The sequence below is a fragment of the Luteolibacter rhizosphaerae genome (genome assembly GCF_025950095.1).
Taxonomy (GTDB): domain Bacteria; phylum Verrucomicrobiota; class Verrucomicrobiia; order Verrucomicrobiales; family Akkermansiaceae; genus Haloferula; species Haloferula rhizosphaerae.
The window spans coordinates 579,132-601,949 of the sequence record NZ_JAPDDR010000001.1 but is presented as its reverse complement, the minus strand read 5'-3'; the positions used below and the strand labels follow the sequence as shown (position 1 = coordinate 601,949).

Here is a 22,818-nt window from a genome sequence, read left to right as displayed (position 1 = left end):
CTCCAACGTCATTCCCCCGCCCTGCCGAATCGGCGGCGACGGGGAAATGACGCGGAACGATCGAACTCATGGACCCGTGTAAGGAAGCAGTAGAAGAGCCTCCAAACAATGAAATTTTTAGGTCTTTTGAATAACCGACTGATTGGACAATCAGATATGACGGATTTTTTTAAAGACCAGCCGATTTCCCCCCCGCAAAACGGCGTTCGAGTTCGCGTAGGGAGTATTCGGTCAGAGTGGGACGACCATCCGGAGCGCAATAGGGCAATTCGCAATCAAAGAGGATCTCAAGCAGTTTCATCGCTTCTTGAGGCCTAGGAGCCTCCGCCAGAGCTGCCCGGCGGGCGAGCTGGCGGGCCAAGGCCTCGAAGCCCAGCCGGGCTCCCGGGATCTGCCCGGAGGCCAGTTCGTCGATCAGGCCGGTAAGGAAGGCGCGGGCATCCCCCACCCGCAGGAAGTCCGGTAGCGAGCCGACCCGCAGGGTGCCGGTGCCGAAGGCCTCCAGCTCGATACCGGCCCGGGCGAACTCGTCCCGGTGACGCAGGGCGAGATCGCACTCGCGCGGGCCGGGTTCCAGCAAGACTGGCACGATCAGCCCCTGACTATGCGAACCGCCTTCCGCCGCGAGCCAGCGCTCGTAGAGGATTCGCTCCCGGGCGGCCCGTGGATCGAGCAGAACCAAGCCATCCGCGGATTCGAGGATCGCGAAACGATCCAACAGGGTGCCGACATAGCGGAAAGGCAAGGTCTTGCGGGCATCAGCCTGCGGTTCCGGCAGCGGGGCCACCTGCGGCATCTCAAGCTGGCGGGCCTTCACCGGAATACTCGCGGGCCAGATGGTGGCAGGTTTCGCCGCGGGTAAAGGTGCCGGAGCCACCGCCCGGTCCGCCACGGCCATCGGCTGCCGCTGCGGTGGCGGCGCGGGAGGAAGAGGCTGCGGTCGCCGTGCGGCCTCGGCCTGAGCCAAGCCCTCCCGGACCGCGGAGTTGAGGGCCTCGCGGAGATCGTGCGGCCGGTGCAGGCGGATCTCCCGCTTCGCGGGATGCACGTTCACATCCACCAGGGTGGGCTCCATTTCGATCCAGAGCCAGGCACAGGGATGAAGGCCATCGGTGAGAGCGCCGCGGAATCCTTCCGCCAGCCCGCGCGAGATCGCCGAGTCCTCCACAGGCCGGCCGTTCAGGAACACGCACTGATGGCGGCGGCCCTTGCGCGCATGCCCCGCGGGCAGGATGAAGCCCTCTACGGAAAGCCCGTTGCCGTGGGTCAGAGGCAACGTCACGAGTTCGCGCCCCAGATCATTGCCGGTCATCCAGCGCACCCGGTCCATGCGCGACATCCCGGCGGGCAGGTCGAAGACCTCGCGCTCATCCTTACGGAAGCGGAAGCGCACGCCGGAGGAGGCCAGCGCGTGCATGCGGAGCTGGTGCTCCACGTGCGCCGCCTCGGTGGTTTCGGCGCGAAGGAACTTCCGCCGCGCCGGCACATTGTAGAAGAGATCCTTCACCTCCACCACGGTGCCCGGGGCACAGCCGGCCTCCCGGACATCACGCATCACCCCGCCTTCCACCGCGATCTCGGTGCCGGAGACCGCCTCGGGTTCACGCGTGACCAAACGGAAGCGCGAGACGCTGGCGATGCTCGGCACGGCTTCCCCGCGGAAGCCGAGGGTGCGGATCGAAGCCAAGCCGGCGGAATCGGCGAGCTTGCTGGTAGCATGCCGCTCCAGCGAGAGCAGTGCGTCGTCGCGGGACATGCCGCTGCCATTGTCGATCACCCGCAGCAAGGCAGCCCCACCGCGCCGGATCTCCACGAGGATCTCCCCCGCCCCGGCATCGAGGCTGTTCTCCACCAGTTCCTTCACCGCGCTGGCGGGCCGCTCCACCACCTCGCCCGCCGCCACCTGGCTGGCAAGGATCTCGGGCAGGATGCGGATGCGGGGCACGCGGGACTTTTAAGTGCCACATCCGAAGTTCCAAGTGCCAATCCGGAAGAGTCGCGCGCTTGCGTCCGCGGCGCTTTTTCGCTCGCTCCTCCGCTCGCCGCGCGTATCACTGCCGCAGCGATGATCTCGATCACGGACAGGGCAGCCGACGAACTGAAGGCACTGCTGGAACGCAAGAATGCGGAACCTGGCCGGGGCTTGCGCCTCGGTGTGAAAAAGGGCGGCTGTGCGGGCTGGCAGTATGTGATGGAGATCGGCGAGCCGGAGGTGGGCGACGAAGTGCTCGATCTGGCCGGTGCTCGCCTGATCGTGGCGGCGGATAGCACCTCCAAGCTGGATGGCTGCCGCGTCGATTACGTCGACGATCTTTCCGACTCCGGGTTCCGCATCGATAACCCGAATGCCGCGCGCTCCTGCGGCTGCGGCACCTCCTTCGAGACGGCGGCCGAACCCACTCCCGAACCCGAGGACTGCGGCAAGAGCTAATGCCGAACCGACGCGACAAGGAGCCGCCGCCGCCGAAGAAGCGTCCGCCCGCCTTTTACTGGTGGACCTTGGTAAACGTGCTCGCGCTCTGCCTCGCGGTCCTGAGCTGGTTGCTCTGCCTGCACGTTTTCCGCCACCCGGAGATCCCGCGGAACTATGAGATCCTGCGGAAGCTCCATCGCACCACGGCGCCGCTCCCGCTGACGGAATTGGAAGCACCGCCGGGGGAATCGGCGGATCCGCGGGCATTTTACCGCCGCTACGCCGCGCTCTCGCAGGAAGACCTGGCGAAGTTCAATGCCGCGCTGATGCGGAACTACCTGACCAACCTGCGCGAACCGAAGCTGATCCAGTATGCGGAAGGGAACTACCGCGTGGACAAGGTGCGGCGCTTGGGTGAGGACGATCTTTTCCACCCCGGCTTCGCGGTGCGTGCCCAAGCGATGGTGGCACCCGACGAGTTCACCGAGCCCGCTCCGTGGCCGGTGATGATCGAATATCTCTTCCCGACCTCCGACGAGAAGGCTCCCGGCTGGATCGCGCCGGGAGATATCCTATCGGTGGCCAAGTATCCCAACTGCGCGATGCTGCTGCATGTAAATCGCACGGACAGTGGAGACACGCCGGTGGTGTGCATGACAGTGGTGCCCATCGCCTTCGGCGCCTTCCAAGCCGGCAAGGACCGGACCTTCAAGCTGCAAGCGCCGATGGAACTGAATCCCGCCGGCCCCCTGCCCGCCTTTCCCCCTGCCGCGGAGAACTGAGCGGGATCGCCCTAGACGATTCACGTGATCTTCACACAATCCGAGTTGCTATTTTTCCAGCACTCGCGCACATCGCATCGGTTTTCCCGATGTTCCGTTCCGGAATTTCGATTTACCCCGAGCGCGCGGATCATCCTAACTCCGTGGCGTCGCCTGCCCTGTCTCTTCCTTCCATCTCTCCTCACCTTCATGCATCGTCTTCTCTCTTTGCTCGTGCTGCCGGTATCCGTGCAGGCGGTACCTTTCTCCCAATTCGTTGATCCGAATCCCGCGGACGGGAACCAGTTCGGAAGTATCGTGCTACCGCTGTCGACCGGCAACGTGGTGATCACCTCTCCCGGCGACGACGCGGGCGGCCAGAATGCCGGGGCGGTCTATCTCTTCAACGGTGGCACCGGCGCATTGATCAGCACGCTGCGGGGCTCGACCGCGGAGGATGCCATTGGCAGCCAAGTGGTCGCGCTTGGCAACGGGAACTTCGTGGTCTTCAGCCCCATGTGGGACAACGGGACGCTCGAGGATGCCGGTGCGGTGACTTGGGCCAGCGGCAGCACGGGCATTAGCGGTAGCGTGAGCGCAGCAAACAGCCTCAGCGGCAGCACGGCGCTTCAACGTCTTGGTACCCGATCCTGCATAACGCTCCTGGGCAACGGTCACTACGTGGTGAATAGCCCTGCATGGAGCAATGGCTCCGCTACCTACGCAGGTGCAGTGATCTGGTGCAACGGCACTGCACCGACCACCGGGCCGATGACCGCGGACAATAGCTTGGTCGGCAGCGCTGCCGGAGACGGTGTGGGTGGGGGCAAGTGGGAAAGCGATCTCGGGTCCGGGGTGATCGCGCTTCCCGGAGGCAATTACGTGGTGGTGAGCCCGACTTGGAACGGGGGCAATGGCGCCGTCACTTGGGGCAATGGCAGCACCGGCACGAAAGGCGTGGTCTCCGCGACCAACAGCTTGGTCGGGACCACCGGCGGCTCAGTAGGCAGCCATGGCGTGACCATTCTTGCGAACGGCAACTATGTGGTCTCCAGTCCTTACTGGTACAAAGGCAGCACTGCGAACGTGGGTGCCGCCACCTGGGGCAGCGCCGCAACGGGCGTGAAGGGCGCTGTCTCCGCCAGCAACAGCCTGATCGGTGGCAAGGTGAACGATCACGTCTCGATCGACGGCATCACGACCCTGACCAACGGGAACTACGTCGTGATCAGCACCGAGTGGGGCATGGGCAACAACACCCTGACGCGCGGTGCGGTGACGTGGGGCAACGGCACGACCGGAGTGAAGGGAGCGGTAGCTGCAACCAACAGCTTGGTCGGATCAATCACCGGAGATAGCGTCGGTTCCTCGGGAGTCGCCGCCTTGACCAATGGCAACTACGTGGTCGGCAGCCCCTACTGGAAAGGCCTGATCGGCGCGGCGACTTGGGGCAACGGCAGCACCGGCATCAAGGGAACCATCAGCGCTTCTAACAGCATGACCGGGATCCAGAACTACGATGGCACCGGGAGCCGCGTGAAAGCCCTTTCGAACGGTCACTATGTGGTGGTCTCCGGCGGCTTCATTCACAATGGCGTGAGAGGCGTGGGCGCGGTGACCTGGGGCAACGGCAGCACCGGCACCAAGGGCGCGATCAGTGCCGCGGGCAGCTTGATCGGGACCAAGCAGGACGATGGCGTCGGCAGCAGCGACATCACGCCGCTCGCCAACGGGAACTACGTGGTCAGCAGCCAGTTTTGGGACAATGGCAGCAACATCGATGTGGGGGCGCTTACCTGGCGTTCGGGCAGCGGACCTCATCCCGGAGTGGTCGATGTGGCCAACAGCCTCGTGGGGTCGCATCACTACGGTGAAGTAGCAGCACGGGGGAGAGTAACCCCGCTGCCTCAAGGCGATTATCTGGTTCTATCGCCAAGATGGCAGCGCAACGATGTCTCCTACACGGGGGCAGCAACCTGGGGAAGCGGGACCACCGGCGTAAGCGGTCCCATCAGTCCGGAGAATAGCCTGGTCGGCGGGCAATACGGGGACAACGTGGGCATGGCACCGGCGATCATTCTTCCAAACGGGAACTACCTGATCCCTAGTCCAAGGGGTGTGGCTCTGGGTCAGGGCACCAGCGGTGTGCGCGGCGAGATCAGCGCGGCGAACAGCGTGATGGGCAACCTGAGCATCATCGAGCATGTGGGAAACATCCTCACCCTCCCGAATAACAACTACGTGGCGATCACGGGCACCGGCAATTCCTTCCTCGCATGTTCCCTGATCTCCGGTGCGGATGGCCACGGCCAGGCGCTCGACTACAGCACTGCATTCACCCGGCCCTTCAGCGGGTATTCGTTCGCGTTCCGCCATGACGAGCACCACTCCTTCTACTTCGCGAGCCCCGGAGATGGCAGTGGCAAGGTATTGGTGGGCGACCAGACCACCGGCTTCAGCACGAGCAAGCTCGCGGTGGCGCGTGCGGATAGCTCGCCCCTCTCCTCCGGCACCACGATCGACTTCGGCGAGGCACCTCCGAGCCCGGCGATGGTGATGCCTATCACGCTGAAAAACACCAGCAGCACCGCGGCAAGTCTGGCGATCTTCGAGGCGACGGTCACAGGCCCGGATCGATACAACTTCCGGATGGAGGTGGCCCCCGCGAGCATGATCGAAGCGGGACAATCCTCCACCTTGCAGATCCACTTCAGCGCCGATAACAGCAAGACCTACAACGCGACTCTGACGCTGACGACCAACGATCCCGACCAACCGACTTTCAGCTTGAATCTCACGGGTCACGGGTTCTCGCAAGCCCGCTTCGGCTACAACGGCTTCGTGGCTGGCGCGGGATTCAGCGGTGACAACGCCGCCTTCGACGCCACGCCTCAGAAGGACGGGGTATCGAACCTTCTGAAGTTTGCCTTCAATCTCGTGCCCCACTGGCCCGACACGCGACGACTGACGCCGTGGAGTGGCACCGGCTATGCCGATACCACCGGGCTGCCACTCTACTCCATCGTCGAGAAGGACGGGCAGACCTGGTTCCAAGTCGAGTATGGCCGCCTCCGCTACGGCGGCATCACCTACACCGCCAAGTGGTCCGACTCTCTGAATCCCGGGAGCTTCGTCCCGATGAACGGGGTAAAGACCGTAGTGCCGAGCTTCGGGGATCGGGACCGTATCATCGAGCGGGTTGCGATCGATCCAGCCACGCGGTCACGCCTCTTCGGGATCGTCGAGGTAACGCTGCCCTGAGGCGGGAACGCGACGCGCGTCTTTGAGAAGGCCCCGGACCCATGGCAATTGCCATCGATCCGGGGCCTTATTCTAGCTAGATCAAGAGGAAAGTATCAGGCAACGCCGCCCGCGCCGGGAATCGGGCAGGGATACATGCCATCGGCACCGGGCTTCGGTCCGGGATCCGCATCCCAAGCGAGCTTCGGCGGCATGGTGTCGATCTTCGAGTTCAGCGCCTGATCCCAGGTGACTTCCTGGCCGGTGTAGCAGGCCATGCGTCCAAGGATCGCGGTCAACGTGCTTTCCGCGGTGTAGTAGGCGTTGTTGATCGGGGTATCGCTGCGGATGTGATCGTAGAGCACCACGTGCTCGGTGTCGTAAGGGTTGTTATCCTGCCCGGTGAAGCGCCAGATGATCTTGCCCTTGCGATCCTTGATCATGCCCGGGTAGGCGTTGCCCTCGGTGCCGGAGATGGTCTCGCTCACGCGGGACCAGACGTTGTCCCAGTGGCGGGATTGCGAGTTCATAACCGTGCCATCGGCGTAGGTGTACTCGACGTAGAAGTGGTCGTAGATCTCGCCGTAGTTCTTGCCCACGCGCTTGGTGCGGCCACCCATGCCCACGGCCTTCACCGGGTGCTGGCCGTCCTTGAACCAGTTGCTCACGTCGAGGTTATGGACGTGCTGCTCGCAGATGTGGTCGCCGCAGATCCAGTTGAAGTAATACCAGTTCCGCATCTGGTATTCCATTTCGCTCATGCCGTCCTTGCGGTCGCGCACCCAGACGCCGCCGCTGACCCAGTAAACCTGCGAGGAAACGAAGTCGCCGATCGCGCCTTCCTTGATTTTCTTGAGGGTCTCCAGATAGCTGTTCTGGTAGCGGCGCTGCAAGCCGCAGACGACCTTCAGCTTTTTCTGGTCCGCCACCTTCGCGGCCTCGATCACCTTGCGAATGCCCGGACCGTCGACGGCAACGGGCTTCTCCATGAAGACGTGCTTGCCCTGCTGCACGGCATACTCGAAGTGCGCCGGGCGGAAGCCGGGAGGAGTGCAGAGCAGCACCACGTCGGCGGCGTCAATCGCCTGCTTGTATGCCTCGAAGCCGGAGAAGCGGCGCTCCTGCGGCACGTCCACGCGCTCGCCGAACTGCCCTTTCAATTGATTGTAGGCCCCTTCCAGATTGTCGCCGAAGGCATCTGCCATGGCCACTAGGCGGGTGCCGGGCACGGCCAAGGACTGGGCAGCGGCACCGCTGCCGCGACCGCCGCAGCCGACGAGCGCGATCTTGATCTCGTCGCTCCCGCCAACCTGCGCATTCAGCACGGAGGGAAGCGAAGAAGCAGCGGCGGCAATGGTCCCGGCCTTCAGGAAAGCACGGCGGTCGGCGAGAGGCATGGTCTCAGACATAAGGCCCACTACGAGGCCCGTTCGCCGATCTTGCGTCAATCCTTCACGACTCCCCTAAGGGGTAGTGCGCAATGACGCGATTTTCTTTAAGGATAGCTCAGGAAGCCGGTTTCTCAGGCGGGACGAACTCATCCACCGCGCGGAAGTCGAGTCGATTGGTCTTCGGGTTTACGAAGAAGAAGACGTACGAGCGCTGTTGCGGATCGACGGGCCAGCGGGTGGTGCTGAGGGCGCGGTCGCCCTCCTTCTCCCGCACGCCGAAGCCGACATCGTAATACTTCTCCGGCTTCGCGCCTTCCGGGCGAAGGGTCTGTCCCTTGCCCGGTTCCAGGATGAACTTGGCGGTACCCACGTAACCAAGCACCGGCTTGTCGGAGTGATTGTAGAAATAGACGTCGCCCGGCTTGAAGGACGCATCCGAAGGAACCACCACCGGCTTGTAGCCGCTGGCGGCGGGGATGAGCAGAACGATGAAAGCCTTGCCGCTCTCCGGCAGGGTCACCGCGGCGAGCGGAGTCTCCTTCCCCGACTGGCAGACGCTGAAGGCGCGGGCCGGCGCCGACTGGACTTCGGAGAGATGATTCACCGGCAGCTCGAATCCGGCGGAGCGGACCTTGCCCGCCAGCAGTTCCACCTGCCCGAGATTGGCAGGAGCCCGTTCCGCGAGGAAGCGGACCTTTAGATCACTCTTACCGGATTCCTGAGCGGAAAGCAGCGGGACGAAGCAGCAGGCAAAGAAAGCAACAATTCGATACATGGTGAGGCGATATCAGATTTCTTCCGGATGCAGCCAGCGAAATGAGGTCATCACGTAGCGGCGCCCAAAGGACTCGTTGACGTCTTCGGAAAGACTGGTGATCGCGGTTTCCGGAGTGTCGTTGCCGTCGATGAATTGCTTGTCGCGCTCCACCGTGGCTTCACACCAGGCCCGGGCCAGCACCTTGCCCTCGTTGTCGACCGACTCGCCATAGGCGCGGATGATGAAGCTATCCGAGCGGACGGAAAGAACCGGTGCGATCGGGGTGAGGATATCACCTTGCTTCACCGCGCCCGGTGCGCCGTAGGCAGCCGTGCCTTCTTCGGCCTCCGGGAAGGCGAAACGATTCGACACGCCGCTGCCGATGGAGCGCCCGCTACCGCGGAAGCCATCGTTGATCTTCACATCCTGTGAATCGAGCGCGCTCTGGATGGCACCGCAGCGGGCAAGATCCTCGTCGCCGCCGGGACGGCGGTTCACGAAATCCGCCAGGCTCAGGAAGGGTCCGCGCTTCCTCACCTCGCGAACGATCGCATTGGCAAGCGACTCGATCTCTCCCTCCGAGAGACTGCGGCGGCCAACCCACTGCGAGGGATCCTTCACATCGAGATTGCCGGACCCATCCACCAGCGCGCCATGCGGACCGCGGAGGTTCGCGACCGGCGTACCTTCGTCGGTTACGATCGACTCGGCACCGGTCTCATCCCGCACCACGATCTGGCGTCCTTTCAAGGAGCCCAGCATCGCCTTCCATGCCTCCACCGAAGTGGAGTTCACATTGAAGAGCCCATCGACGCGGATCAGGCTGGCGATCTCACGAGTGGCGGCATCGTTCGGAACGCTGCCGGAGAAGAAACCGGAGATCAGATCCGCGGGATCCTGGCCACCGGTATCCGGCAGATACCGCACGACGGGAAGCTGGCCGCTGCCCTCGAGGAACTGGAGAGCGGTATCCCGCTGGGCGCGCCGCTTGGCGAAGCCGGCCACCGTCTGCGGCGAGATGCCCGAGAGAAACCAGTCATCCCACAACGCCCGGTTGGCGAGATACGAGTGGTCGGCAAGCGGTCTGCCACCGGCCATGGACCCTTCCGTCCGGCCGGCGGCGAGCATCGATGGAGCCATCGAATTGCCAATCGCATGCGAGATCTGCGGCAGCAAGGGCTCGCGGCCGTTGAGCGTGGCGTAGCCATACTTCGGCTTGGTGATCTCGAAGCCGTTCGCGGTCGAGTGCTGGAAGGAGGCCAGTGAAACCAAGGGCTCCCGCGGCACCGAGAGCGTGCTCACGTAGCTATTCCCGAATTCCGCATTCATGCCCCCGCCGAAGTAGGCATTGCCATTCGTACTGACCTCCAGCGAGCGGTTGCGCCATGAGTCCAGCGCCTCGACCTTGAACTCGTAGGGCAGGATATCGCGCTCGGCATCCGTGAGATCGTAGAAGTCCACGTGATGGGCGCGCGGATTGAAGCGGGCCAGGTAGCGGGTCCCCCGGTCCGAACCGGCCTCCGTCTTCGCCTCGTAGGAGAAGAGCATGAAGGGAGCCTTGCGACCGCTGAGTTCCGATCCGCTAAGCGGACGGGTATCCTGATCCTTGAGCGTGCGGAAGATCGCCGGGAAGCGGTTCGCATACAGCCGCTGCCCGGAAGGCTTGGTGCCCGGCTGGGTTTCCGAACGGATCTCCGAGGATCTCACGCGACGGTTGCCGAAGTCCCAGTCGATATACATCCCGCCGATGCCGAGGCTGTTCGTGCCGCGGTCCTCGCCGATGTAGTACTCGTGATGCGAGAGCGAGAAGTGGCGGGTGTGGGCATTGCCACCCGTGATGGTGTTACCGCTCGCACTGGTCTTGCCGGCGGTCAGGTTGTTCGGGCGGGCTTCGTAGCGGATCGTGTCCGAGGCGGAGATCTCGATGAATGTGCCGGCCAGGTCTTTCACCGGCAAGGAGACACCCCCGGTGTAATTGAAGCCGGCCTTGCCCGCCAGCTTGTGATCGGCCTCGTTGGTGCCCTTCACCAAGGTGGCCCCGCTCTGCGACATCTTGATCACTTCGCCGGGCTTGAAGACCATCTGCTGGAGCTCGCCCACGCGCAGCGAGAGGTAGTTCGCATCGCCGTTGCCGGAGGCGGTGGCATTCGACAGCGAAGCGGCGAGCGGGAAGCGACGCATGGCCCCGCCATTGATGCTGATATAGAGATCATAAGGCACCTGCCAGTATTTCACCGAGAAGAAGGTGGAGCGCGGCACGACCACCGGCACGTCGAGCGGATTCCAGAAGGTGAGGATCGGGTCCGCGACCACGTGCAGGCGGTTCATCGCGCGACCGTTCACCGTGGTGGTGCGGGTCTCGAAGGAGAGCGCGAGTTGGTAGCTGATGATGACCGGCTGCTTGAGGTGGAACTCGTCGTCGGTCTGGCAAGCCGCCGCGCTGGCTTCAACTTGCAGGAAGGGCGTATTGCCACCGATCCGCCCGCCGGTGGTAAAGGTGGTGCCGCCGGAGCTACGGACTTCCTTGTAGAGATTATAGTAGCACCAGAGTTCCTTCAGGTTGATCCCCTGCTCCCCGCCCACGCTGTAGAGCGCGGTGCTCGGCGCGCTGGAGGCGGAGCGCTCGAGCTGCATCGAGAGGTCCTTCCGGAAACCGCCGGCGCGAACGTTCGTGAGCATGCCGGACGACATCGGCGCGAGGTCATGGAAGAGCTCGCGGGGAGACTTCACATCGGAAGCAAGAAAGCCGGACTGCTGCCAGCCGGACACCGCAGCGAGGCGGGGGTCTTCCGGATCCAAGTTCGCGAAGGGCCGCTCGGTCGTGCTCTCCACCAGCTCGACTGCATTCCGCGGCGCACCCTGGGTGGCACCCCGCAGGTCGGCGAAGCCATGATCCTCCGGCTGCCCCGGCGTGGAAAGCGCGGCCTTCGTGCCTTGATCACCCGTCCACCAGGCAATGCGCGGGGCGTGATCGCCGCCGTTGCTCACACGCAACGCGGGCACATCCACCCGCCCTTCATCGGCAGCCGCACCCATGGTGCCCTCGCCGATCAGGGAAATCGTGTCGCCCGTGGAGACACTCCTTGCGGTGGCCAGCTGCTTGAGGTCCTCCGGATGCCCGGAAACCAGCCAGGAGAGAAAGTTCGGGCTCGGGCGATCATTCTGGTTTGCAGCCCATGATTGGTAAGTGCCGGTCCAGTGGCGGCGCTCCGGGGCGGCCGAGCTGTCACTGCCGTCGCCCGTCGTGAGCTGATCCGCCGGTGCCGTGATGCGCTGATCCGGGCCGCTGGTCCGCTGCAACTGGCCGATCGCCATTGCCAGCGCCAGCCGGGCATTCGCTCGCGCTTGGGCGATCTCCCCATCGCGACCGGAGGTCCGGAGCGAAAGAGTGGAAATGCCTAGCAGACCGACCGCGAGGATCGTGAGCAGGACCATGAGCGAGAGCGAAATCACCAATGCGAATCCATTCTTGCGCAGAAGCGTCAATGGACGGGCGTGGAGATTCCGCCGTGCCGGGATGATTGGGTTTTTCATCAAAGCGAGCGGCTATTTGGGTTTCACTAGGTATATACAACCCACTAGATCTGTCTGACAACTACCAAAATGAGGTAGTCTCCGAGAATGACATCCCACGTCATGGAATCCTATGCAACAAAGCCCCACACCACTGAAGGTGTGAGGCTTATCGAATAGTTGTCAGACTGAATAAATGTCCGGATTCCTCAGAATTCGCATTGCCCGGGGGTCCGGACGAAGGGGATCACGTCCCGGATATTCTGCATTCCGGTGACAAACATGAGCATTCGCTCGAATCCCATGCCGAAGCCCGCATGGGGCACAGAGCCATACTTCCGGGTATCGATATACCAAGAATAGTCCTCCGTGCTCAAACCATGGCGCTCCATATTTGCCAGCAGCACATCAAGCCGCTCCTCGCGCTGGCTACCGCCGACAATCTCACCGATGCCGGGAACCAACAGGTCCATCGCAGTGACGGTTTTGTCATCGTCATTCAAGCGCATGTAGAAGGGTTTGATCTCCTTCGGGTAGTTGAAGATGGTGGTCGGCTTCTTGAAGTGCTCCTCGGTCAGCCAGCGCTCGTGCTCACTCTGGAGATTCAGGCCATACTCGACCGGGTATTCGAAGCTCTTGCCGGACTTCTTCAGGATCTCCACGGCATCGGTGTAGGAGATCCGCTCGAAGGAATTGTCCGCCACGAACTCGAGACGCGCCCGCAGGCCTTTGTCCACGAACTTCTCGAAGATCGAGAGATCGCCGTCCTGGTGATCGAGCGCCTCTCTAACAAGATACTTCACCATCGCTTCGGCCAAGTCCATGTCGCCCTGAAGGTCGCAGAAGGCCATCTCCGGCTCGATCATCCAGAACTCCGCGGCATGGCGGGAGGTATTCGAGTTCTCCGCACGGAAGGTTGGCCCGAAGGTGTAGATATTTCCCAGCGCGGTGGCGAAGAGTTCGCCCTCCAACTGTCCGGACACCGTGAGGTGCGCGGCCTTGCCGAAGAAGTCTTCCCCGTAGGACTTCGCCTTGCCTGCAAGCGGATCGATCGTGGTCACGCGGAACATCTCCCCCGCCCCTTCACAATCGCTCGCGGTGATGATCGGCGTGTGGACATAGTAGAAGCTCCTCTCCGCGAAGAAGCGGTGCACCGCGTGGCTCATGCGGCTGCGCACGCGGAACATCGCACCGTAGAGATTCGTGCGCGGCCGCAGGTGGGCGATGCTGCGCAGGAACTCCGGGGAGTGACCCTTCTTCTGCAGCGGGAAATCTTCCGGCGCCTCGCCTAACAGACGGATCGAAGTCGCCTGCAACTCCCATGCCTGCTCGCCGCCCTGGGACGGGATCAGCTTGCCCTCCACCGCCACCGAAGCGCCGGTGCTCATTCTCACGAGATCCTCTGAACCCGGGATCCCCACGTCGGCGATCACTTGCAGGTTGCCGAGGCAGGAGCCGTCGTTCAGGGAGACGAAGGAAAAGGCCTTCGAATCGCGACGCGTCCGGACCCAGCCGGCGGCTTGGACGGAATCGGCCGGAGCCGCAGAGGCAAGAAGATCACGGATGAGGCTGCGCATGCCGTCTCGTCTAGCTGCCACGACACGCATCGGCAAGGGGGGAAGAGGTCCCCCGTGGACATGAAAAGAGGGGGAGGCTGCCCACCTCCCCCTCTCGCTCATCGAGCGGTCATGGCAAGGAAAACTACTGCAAGCTCACCTTCACGCGACCCAGCCGCTTGGTCGTCGGCGGCAGCGTGGCGTCATCGGTGATGAGATGCTCGCGGCGGCCATCCACCGGCTGGCCGATGCCAGTGCTCGCGGCACCGTTCCAACCCGTGGTGCCCTGCTGGTCCGCGATTACCGTCCAGTTCCCCAGATCATTCGTGACCTGCACCTCGTAAAGAACGTCGGCGGGAACGAACTCGGGTAGCGTGAATCGCAGGCGCAGACGCTTCTTCCCGGCCACCTCCACCACCTCGGGTGTCAGGCGACCCATGCCCATATCACCCGTTCCCTTGGGATTGGTGCCGAAGGCATACTCGATGAGGTTCGCCACGCCGTCACGGTCCGGATCCGCATCCTGGCCGACGATCAGGGGATTGGCGATCTCCTGCGGCGTGAAGTTCGTGCTCACCCACTGGTTGTAGCCACCGGCTGGCATCCAGTTCACCGCATCCACCCACGCGCTATCAGCCCCCGCCGTGCCTGCGCCGTTCTTCACATAGCGCCAGCGCAGCACGTGCTGTCCCGGATCGATGGCGTAGGACTTCAGCTGCCAGTCCACCTCCCCGGTGATGCGACCGGTCTTCAGCACCCCATCGACGTGGAACTCGAGGTAATCCCCGGACTGCGAGGACACCTTCCAAGCGAAGGCCATCTCGCCCGGGCCATTCACCGTGGTCTCCATCCATGCCTGCTGGTTGTTACCGATTGGCGCGCTCTGGGCGGCATCGGTTCCGTCCATGCTGGTGACCGTTTGCCCAAGCCAGATACCGTCGCCACCGGTGGTAATGGCCAGCGGGGTATCGAGTGCCACCGGCAGGCTCACGCCGAAGTTCGCGGTGATGTTGCGGTCCGCCATGATGGCGAATTGCAGCGGATTGCTGGTTCCCGTCGCCCCCACCGACCAGCCGGTGAAGATCAGTCCCGGATTCGGAGTCGGGGTGAGAGTCACCTGCGTGCCGCGATCATATTTCGGCAGGTTCGGTGCTTTCGTCACGCTGCCGAAATTCGCGTTCACGTTCAGGAAATACTTCGCGGAGTTAATGTCGTTCGGGACGGTGCCATCGGTCTGCTCCACCAAGTTGCTCACGCCATCGCCATCCGGATCCGCCGCACCGTTATGGGTGAGGCTGTTGAAGTACTTGCGTTCCCAGGCATCGAGCAGGCCGTCGTTGTCCTCGTCTTCAGTGCCGGCATTCACGCCTGCCACATTCACGAGCACGTTGGCTTGGGCGGCCCCGTTGTTCACGATCCGCAGGTAGTAGGTTTGCGCGCTTTGCCATGGCCAACCCGTAGCGGTCAGCACTTGGTTCATCGTGCTGTTCGCGGTGGAACTGTTGCTATGCTGCGTGCCACTGAGACCGGGAATGGTCCCCTGCTCCACGCGGAGCTGCACGGTGGCCGGATGGGTGGAGGTCCACTTCAAGCGCGTCCCCTCAGCCGGTGCGGCGATCTTATAGAGCACGTTGCCACCCGCCGGGATGGCGGTATCGATCACGCCATTGTAGAAGCTCACCGGGGTCGCCACCGGCGCATTGCCGGTGATGTTGCTGGTCAGACTGAAGGTGGCATCGCTCGTGGCGCGGAAGCCCGCGTAATAGGTGTGCCCGGGCCGTAGCGGCGGGGTATTGAGGCCATAGATCTGCGGCGCATCGTAGCCGCCTGCCAGATAGGGTCCTTGGTTCTTGGCATCGTCCACCCAACTCTCGATCGAGCTGTTCGCCGAGCTCGTGCCTGAATTCTGTCCGGAGGGAACCGCATCGCGAACCCACATGACCACATCTCCCACCTGCTGGGTGAAGCCGAGATTCCACGTCGCCGGGGCATCCACCGGAACGGTGAAGCGGTAGTAGCGCGAGTCGCGCCCGATCAGGGTTTGATTGGTCACGCTCGCACCGCTCAATTCCAGATCCGTGACATTCCCGGTCGAGGCCAGCAGGCGGTAGCGCGCATTGCTGCCGCCCGCCGCCTTCACGCCCAGATACCAGCGGCCCGGGCGGAGCTGGCGTTCGGCACGGCCATCCACCGGCACCCAGTTGCCATACTCGGAGCCGCTGTCTTTCATCTCGCGGTGGACGAGGGAGGCACCGCCGGTTTCGCCGCCATTGGCATCGTGGTCCGTGGTCGGCACGCCGTCTTCACGGATGTAGAGGTCGGGGTTGCCGCTGATCGCGCGCAACTCCGTGCGCAACAGTCCGGAGTTTCTTTGCGGCACATCGATCGCGTACACATGCCAGTCGTCCTGACCGATATCCACGCCGCGGTCTCCGGGCAGAGGATTGCCGCTGCTGTCGTTGCCACTATCGCCAAAGGTGAAGTTGTGGCCGGTCGGCATCTGCCACGCCGGACGTTCCAAGGTCACCGGCCGGCTGGTCAGCGTGTAGTTGGTCAAGCCGGTGGCCGTGACCTCCACGAACCAGGTTTCGTTGAAGGTGAGAAAGGGCGGTACGATCAGCGCGGCATTTCCCGTCACCTGGATGCCGGTCGAGGTATTCCCCCAAGTCTTGTAGACGCGCAGGGTGGTATCGCCTTGGGCGTGATTCACCTTCAGGATCCAACCGATCACCGCTTGGTTTGAGAGGGTGGCGGGAACGGCGATCTCATAGAACTGCTTCTGGCCGTCCGCGAGCTGCTTGGTATCGCTGTGCGAAAGGCCGTTGCCATTCTGGCTGGAAGCGAAGTTCAAGGCGGTGCGAGGACGTGCCACGATCACCAGATCCCCGGTGGCATCCGGGTAAACGCTGCTCAGGTCGTCCGCCCGGACCGTCAGGCTGTAAACTCCCGGAGGCGGATTCGGCACCGTGATGAGGCTGTCCGCCAGTGTTCTTGCGAAGCCTTCCGCGGGGGTCGTGGATTGCCCTCCGCCGATCCCGAACTCGTTCACCGAGCTATCTGGGAAGGGCAAGCGATTGCCCGAGATCAGCGCCATGCGCGGATTGCCGGTACGGTTGTTGAGCTGGAGCTCCAAGCTCACCACGCCTTCCGGCACCGTGAACTGATATCCTTTCACCTGGGCACCGGAAAGGCTCACGGCGTGATTGATCGGCGTGAGCGAAGCAGTGCCGAGATTGGTCACTGCCGGCGAGCCGTTGCTCGCCAGGGTGCCGCTGCTGCTGCCGCTGCCGATCACCGTCGAGTTCGGCGGGTTTACCCCTTCCGAGACCACGGCGATGTAGTAGTCGCCCGCCAAAATCTTGTCCTCGTTGTTCGACGGCAGGAGCAGGTAGCGCTCGGCACCGGCCTTCTGTACCTTGATCTGGCGGCTGGTGCTCGCATCCTGCAGGTTGCCACCGGCGGCGGCATTGAAGTCCGGGATGAAGCCTTGGCGTGCTGCCACCATGGTCTCGCCGGAGATCGGCGCGAAGGTGAATTCCCAGCTCGGGGTGTTCGCCGGGATACTAAGCTTGTAGTAGGCCGCCTCCCGGGGAGCGAGATTGTTCACCGGCACGCTGCTGCCCGCGACATAATCGAGTGTGCGGATCGGGATCGCCTTACCGTTTCCGATGAAGCGGCTCTCGATGGTATAAGAGGACATCTGGTTGCTCCCACCGCCGATCGGATCGGAGCCACCGTTCAGGACGCCGATGAAGTAGGTGCCCGCCTCCAAGGGGCGGCCCATCGCCATCACCAGCCGGTCGTTCATCTCGCGACGTGCGGAGACGGTCGTGTCATAGCCGCGCTCGGTCCAGTCCTTGCCACCGGCCCACTGGTTGCCGCTTGGCCAGGAGGAGGTGGCAGAAGGGCTCCACGGGGTGGTGCCGCCGGTATTCGTGCCGGTATTTGCGGGGATCTGGTCCCGGCGCACCGCCCAGCTCACATCGCCGCCGGTGATATCCTTGATGCGCAGGTCCCAGCCCGCGATGTCGGCGGGCACTTCGACGCGGAAGTACTTCCACGAGTTCGGCCCGTGATTGGTCACCACGGTGCTTCCACCTCCCAGAGGCAGATCCTGCGGGACATTCGCGCGGATCACAAAGTCCGCGGTCGCGGGATTCGCCACATCGTCCGCACGGACCGTGGCGGTATAGACGCCCGGCGGAGGATTGGTGAAGGTCTGCAAGCCGCTGATAGATTGGCGGCTCATGCCACCGCCTGCAGGTGCGGAGCTTTGTCCGCCAGCCACGCCGTAGTCTTGCGCGGAACTGTCCGGCTGCGGGATCTTCGTGCCGGAGATGATCGCCAGCACCGGATTCCCGATCTTGTTATCCAAGCCGATTTCCATGCTCAAGGTGCCCGCAGGAACCGTGAACTGATAGGCCTTCGTTTCCGCCGCCGCGAGCGCGACGGCTTGGGTGCTGCCCGCGGTGCTGACCGTGCCGAGATCCGCCGCATTGATCGGCTGCTGGATGGTGAAGGTGGCGCTGCTGGTGCCCGTGCCGGTCACCGTGGAGCCCGGCGGGTTCACCCCTTCCGCGATCACCGCCAGATAATAGTCACCGGGGAGGATCGAATCCTGGTTATTTTGGGGCAGGAGCAGGTAGCGCTCCATGCCGGTGCGTTGCATCTCGACTTGGCGGCTGCCTGAGCCGGTGTCCTGCACATCCCCTCCTTCGGCGGCATTGAAGTCGGGCAGGTAGCCGCGGCGCACGATCATCATCGCCTCGCCCGCGGTGGGGTTGAGATTGAACTCCCAGCGCGGGGTGTTCGGGGGAATGGTGATCTTGAAGTAGGCAGCCTCACGGCGCGGCAGCTCGTTAACCGTGGTGGCACCACCGATCACGAAGGGAATCTCTCCCACGCCGATTGGCTGGCCCGCTCCCACGCCGCGGCTCTCGATGCTGTAGCTCGCAGGCGTATTGGCGGTACCGGTGAGCGGATCCGTGCCTTGGTTGAAGACACCCACGATGTAGGTGCCGGGGGTCAGGGGGCGGCCCATGGCCGCGAAGACCCGCTCTCCCACGCCGCGCCGGGGTGAGGTGCTGGTGTCGAAGCCGCGACCCGTCCAATCGACCCCGCCGGTCCACTGGTAGCCGCTCGGCCAAGTGGTCTCGGTGGAAGGATTCCACGGGGTGCTATTGCCGACATTCGTCCCCAAGACCGAGGGCAACTGGTCGCGGCGGATCACCATCTGCGGATTGCCGCTGAGAATATTCGTCAGGCGCAGGTCCCAGCCCATCACGCCATCCGGCACGGTGACTTGGAAGTAGCGCCATGCGGCTGACGTGTGATTGCTCACGATCTCCGTGTCGTTGAAATCCATCGGCACCGGCCCGTTCGCCATGATCACGAGATTGGCGCTCGCATCCGGGTAGACGCTGTTCAAATCCTCCGCCCGCACCGTGAGCGTGTAGATCCCCGCCACCGGGTTCGCGATGTTGAGCAAGCTGCCGGTCGTCACCCGGCCCATGCCGCCGCTTGGGGCAGCGGTCTGCCCACCGGCGATCCCGTAATCATGGGCTGAGGCATCGGGCTGCGGGATCTTGGTTCCGGAGATCATCGCCAGTTGCGGATTGCCCGCGCGGTTGTCGAGGCGCACTTCCAACGCCGCGGTTCCCACCGGCACCGTAAATTGATAGGCCTTCACCTGAGCGCCGCTCAGGCTGATTTGCTGTGTGATCCCCGAAGTGCTCGCCGCGCCGAGATCCTGGATGGCCAGAGGTCCGCGGCTGGTGAGCGTGGCGCTCCCTGGGGCCGACCCGACGACGTTCGAGGCCGGAGGATTGAGCCCTTCGCTGAGAACACCGATGTAGTAATCCCCAGCCAGAAGCGCCGGCTGGTTGTTGAGCGGCAGGAGCAGGTAGCGCTCGCTACCGCTGCGTTGCACCTTCACTTGGCGCGTGGAGTTGTTCGAGGTGTCCTGCACGTCACCGTTGTAGACGGCATTGAAATCCGGGATCGCGCCGCGGCGCGCGACCACCGCCGACTCGCCGGGGCCCTGATCCAGCGTGAACTCCCAGCTCGGGGTGTTCTCTGGAATACTAACTTTATAGTAGGCGGCTTCGCGCGGAGCGAGGTTGCTCACCGTCACGCCGCTCCCGGTCGCAAGACCCAAGCTACCGACCGGAATGTCCAGCCCGGCACCGATACCGCGGCTTTCCAAGGTCATGCTAGCCGTCTGCCCGCTGGTCCCTGCCACCGGGTCGGAGCCGTCGTTGTAGATGCCGATGTAATAGGTTCCGGGGACCAAAGGACGGCCCGCGCCCAGCAGCAGACGGTCATTCATCTCGCGGCGCGCGGTGCCGGTCACGTCGTAGGGACGGCCGGTCCAATCATTGCTGCCCGTGATCTGATAGCCGCTCGCCCAACTGGTCCCAGAGGAGGGCGACCATGGGGTGGTCCCGCCGGTGTTCGTTCCGGTTGTCGATGGCAACTGATCGCGCCGCACGACCAGGCTGCAGTTGCCGCCGGTGGCGTTCTTCAGGCGCAGGTCCCAGCCGAGCATCCCGCTGCCGATATCCATCCGGTAGTAGTGCCACTTCTGCGCGGGGATCGGACCCACCGCGGTGCTGGTCTGGAAGGGAATGGTGGCCGGAGTGATCGGATGCACGTCCAGGTTGAAGGCTCCGAGCGCTTGCTGCGGCAGGAAGATCCCCACGTACCAGACATCTGCCTGGTGATTCATGCGCTGGACGAAGCCGTTCGTGCTCGAGTCGTCCATGTAGGCGCTGTTCGTGTCGGTGACTCCGGCGCCACCGTCCACGCGCTTCTGCCAGCGGCCCGGCACCTTGTTCCGGCGCAGCGCGATCTGGGTGCCGGGAACATGATTGGCGAGCTGGAGCTCCCAGCCTAAGGCGCCGACCTGCGAGGGGATGTCGGTCAGTGCATAGAAACGCCAACCGGCACGCGCGGGCTGGTCGTTCACCTTCGTATCGGTGAACGAAAGCGGGGTGATGACCGGATCTCCGTTCTTCAGCGTGAAGGTGTAGGGCGCGTCACCCCAAGCCGTGATGTACCAAGTTCCGTCGGTCAGGTAATTCGGCACCAGCGTGATGCCCTCGGTCGCACTTCCCGCCGTGGCGGAGAAGGCTTCGTTGTCGAACTCCGCGGGCACATTGCCCTTGCGTACGGCGATGTCCGGATTCCCCGTGACCGCCACCGCATTGATGTCCCAGGCGATTTGGTCCACCGGCACCTGCACGCGGAAAACGCGGTAGGGTGCACCCGTCACCGCGACGTTCGAGACGGTGCCATTGTAAGCCAGATCGCTGACAAACTGGATCCGCGAATCCAAGCCGACCAACTCGCCCGCAGGTGCCACGATGCTCGAATACCAGGTGCTGCCGGTGCTCCCGATCACCGGAGCCACCGCCAGCATCCGCCCGGCTTGCTTGCGGGTGTAGTTGTTCGTGTGGTTGTGGAAGGGTAGTTTGTTAGAGCGCAGCGCGATCTCGCGGTTGCTGCCGTTTAGCCACAGGCTCCAACCTGGAGTGCCGGTCGGCAGCACGGACTTGTAGAAGCGGATACCTTCCGGCGGCATCGGCGCGGCCGGGGCATTCTGCGCGCTCACCGCCTCGCCGATGTCATACTGGCCGTTCGAGTTTGCATCCGTGAAGGGCAGAGCCCCCAGGTCATGCACATAGGGCTTGCCGCTCACGAGGTTCCACTGCGCACCCTCCGTGGCAAAAACCATCAGCGTCCACTCTTCGTTCGCCGCGAATTGGTCGTCGCGTAGCACCAAGCCGTCGGACCCCGTCTGCACCGAGCTATGGGTGCTACTGCTCGTGGTCGGCAGGATCGTCTTCGAGAAATACAGGGCGGCTTCACCGCTCGTCACCGTCAAGCGGCTGCGCCAGCCGCCGATATCCGAAGACTGCGTGGTCACCTTGAAGAAGTGTCGGCCCGCGCGCGTGTTAGTGTTGGAGAAGACCTCCGTCCCCGCCTCCGCCGTACCCGGGTCCCAAGCCAAAACGGTCACCGTCGGCTGCCAGTCATCCAGCACCACCGTGGTGGCGGTGTAGTTCACCCGGAATGACCCGCGGTCGTTCGGCAGCGTGTAGCGCGAACCGTTCGGCAGCCCCGTGAAGGTCCCGCCGATGCTGCTGCCTTGCAGGATCGTGAAGCTATTGCTGGTCGCGATCATGTCGTGGAAGTTGTTCACCAGATCCACGCTTAGCGTCCCCGCGACATTCACCGCGCCCGTTGCCGTGATCTTGTCGTAATTGCTCCCCATCGAGGTCCCGCCGATCTCGATCGACGTGGAGCTCCCCGGCTGCAGACTGAAGATCCCGCTGACCTGTAGCGAACCCGTCGCCCCGGGTGCCGCCGGCGAGACGCTGCCCGCCACGCTCAAGGGGCCGGTGACCGCACCGTGCAACCGCAGCGAAGCACCCGCCGTCACCGTCATTCCACCCGCAGTCGAAATCGTTTGGGAAGTCGCCGAGCGCAAGGTGCCCTTCTGCAGCGTGACCGATCCCGCGCCGGCATTGAGCGTGCCCCCGATCACGAACTCGCCCGTCGGAGCCAACACCACTGCTCCGCCGTTCGTGGTGATCCCCTGCGTGCTCGTGATGTTCCGCCCGGCATTCAGCGTCAGCGGCATGGCCCCGCCCGAGGCGGAGAGCGCGCCACTGATGCTGATATCCCGTGCCGCGGTCAGGGCAAGCGGACTGAGGGCTCCGCTGTTCTTCGTCACGGCGTTGGAGATCGTGAGATCGCCGTTGCCGGAGAACGCGCTCGCGGTATCAACCGTCACCCCCGTTCCCGCATTCAACTCCGTTTGAAGGGCGGAAACCTGCAGGTTCGCGGTGGCGGCGCTGGCCGTGAAAGCCTTCGGGTTCGTCCCGCTGAGGGCTCCGCCCGAGGTCGCGGCTGTGGAAATCGTGATATCGGAAGCGGCCCTGAGGCCGGTGGGCAGTGCCCAGAGCGGCAGCGCCAGAAGGGAGAGAGTCAGGCGATTCATGGATATTTTGAGGAGGCGAGCCCGGAAGACGAAGCTTCCGGAACACGGGTAGTCGGCCCGGCGGAAGGGGGTTCATTCCCCCGCCGGTCGCGTTCACCCCCGTTTGTCGGGCGGGACGCGCATTTCTTGGCGAATACCCCGGGAATTGTTGGAGACGCCACCTCGGACTGCCCCATACCACCC

At 63.7% G+C, this 22,818-nt stretch carries 9 protein-coding genes; 3 read left to right on the top strand and 6 right to left on the bottom strand.

Features of this window, described 5'->3' with window-relative positions; all coding sequences use genetic code 11:
• Positions 1-169 precede the first annotated feature (169 nt).
• Positions 170-1,945, bottom strand: coding sequence for a DNA mismatch repair endonuclease MutL (mutL, locus tag OJ996_RS02385; RefSeq protein WP_264510757.1), 1,776 nt, complete (start codon positions 1,943-1,945; stop codon positions 170-172).
• Between the two features lie 120 nt (positions 1,946-2,065).
• Between mutL and OJ996_RS02380 the strand changes: the two genes are divergently transcribed.
• The 3 genes from OJ996_RS02380 to OJ996_RS02370 all read left to right on the top strand — a co-directional run bounded on the left by OJ996_RS02380 (position 2,066) and on the right by OJ996_RS02370 (position 6,435).
• Positions 2,066-2,431: a HesB/IscA family protein gene (locus OJ996_RS02380; RefSeq protein ID WP_264510754.1), complete on the top strand. Its 366-nt coding sequence runs from the start codon at positions 2,066-2,068 to the stop codon at positions 2,429-2,431.
• On the top strand, positions 2,431-3,195 hold the full coding sequence (locus OJ996_RS02375) for a hypothetical protein (protein ID WP_264510752.1): 765 nt from the start codon (positions 2,431-2,433) through the stop codon (positions 3,193-3,195). The genes OJ996_RS02380 and OJ996_RS02375 overlap by 1 nt, the downstream gene beginning before the upstream one ends.
• A 189-nt stretch (positions 3,196-3,384) precedes the next feature.
• Entirely contained in the window at positions 3,385-6,435 is a 3,051-nt protein-coding gene (locus tag OJ996_RS02370; protein WP_264510750.1) for a hypothetical protein, read from the top strand.
• A 95-nt stretch (positions 6,436-6,530) separates the two neighbouring features.
• Here the strand turns inward: OJ996_RS02370 and OJ996_RS02365 are convergent, their stop codons facing one another.
• From OJ996_RS02365 to OJ996_RS02345, 5 genes are all read right to left on the bottom strand, one after another.
• Positions 6,531-7,811, bottom strand: a complete 1,281-nt coding sequence (locus OJ996_RS02365; protein ID WP_264510748.1) for a Gfo/Idh/MocA family protein — start codon at positions 7,809-7,811, stop codon at positions 6,531-6,533.
• 109 nt (positions 7,812-7,920) lie between these two features.
• Positions 7,921-8,580 carry a hypothetical protein gene (locus OJ996_RS02360; RefSeq protein ID WP_264510746.1) on the bottom strand — a complete coding sequence of 220 codons (660 nt, stop codon included), beginning with the start codon at positions 8,578-8,580 and terminating at the stop codon, positions 7,921-7,923.
• Positions 8,581-8,592: 12 nt separating this feature from the next.
• Complete coding sequence (locus tag OJ996_RS02355; protein WP_264510744.1) at positions 8,593-12,096, bottom strand: pilus assembly PilX family protein; 3,504 nt, start codon at positions 12,094-12,096, stop codon at positions 8,593-8,595.
• A gap of 188 nt (positions 12,097-12,284) precedes the next feature.
• A complete protein-coding gene (gene asnS / locus OJ996_RS02350; protein ID WP_264510742.1) occupies positions 12,285-13,652 on the bottom strand; it encodes an asparagine--tRNA ligase in 1,368 nt (455 codons plus the stop codon).
• Between the two features lie 124 nt (positions 13,653-13,776).
• Positions 13,777-22,635 (bottom strand): InlB B-repeat-containing protein, encoded by an 8,859-nt coding sequence (locus tag OJ996_RS02345; RefSeq protein ID WP_264510740.1) that lies wholly within the window; start codon positions 22,633-22,635, stop codon positions 13,777-13,779.
• Positions 22,636-22,818: the final 183 nt, after the last annotated feature.

Bases quoted from the DNA above. Each gene is read 5' to 3' on its own strand.
- OJ996_RS02365 (WP_264510748.1), bottom strand. From the start codon at position 7,811: ATGCCTCTCGCCGACCGCCGTGCTTTCCTGAAGGCCGGGACCATTGCC.
- OJ996_RS02370 (WP_264510750.1), top strand. From the start codon at position 3,385: ATGCATCGTCTTCTCTCTTTGCTCGTGCTGCCGGTATCCGTGCAGGCG.
- OJ996_RS02380 (WP_264510754.1), top strand. From the start codon at position 2,066: ATGATCTCGATCACGGACAGGGCAGCCGACGAACTGAAGGCACTGCTG.
- OJ996_RS02355 (WP_264510744.1), bottom strand. From the start codon at position 12,096: ATGAAAAACCCAATCATCCCGGCACGGCGGAATCTCCACGCCCGTCCA.
- OJ996_RS02345 (WP_264510740.1), bottom strand. From the start codon at position 22,635: ATGAATCGCCTGACTCTCTCCCTTCTGGCGCTGCCGCTCTGGGCACTG.
- asnS (WP_264510742.1), bottom strand. From the start codon at position 13,652: ATGCGCAGCCTCATCCGTGATCTTCTTGCCTCTGCGGCTCCGGCCGAT.
- OJ996_RS02375 (WP_264510752.1), top strand. From the start codon at position 2,431: ATGCCGAACCGACGCGACAAGGAGCCGCCGCCGCCGAAGAAGCGTCCG.
- OJ996_RS02360 (WP_264510746.1), bottom strand. From the start codon at position 8,580: ATGTATCGAATTGTTGCTTTCTTTGCCTGCTGCTTCGTCCCGCTGCTT.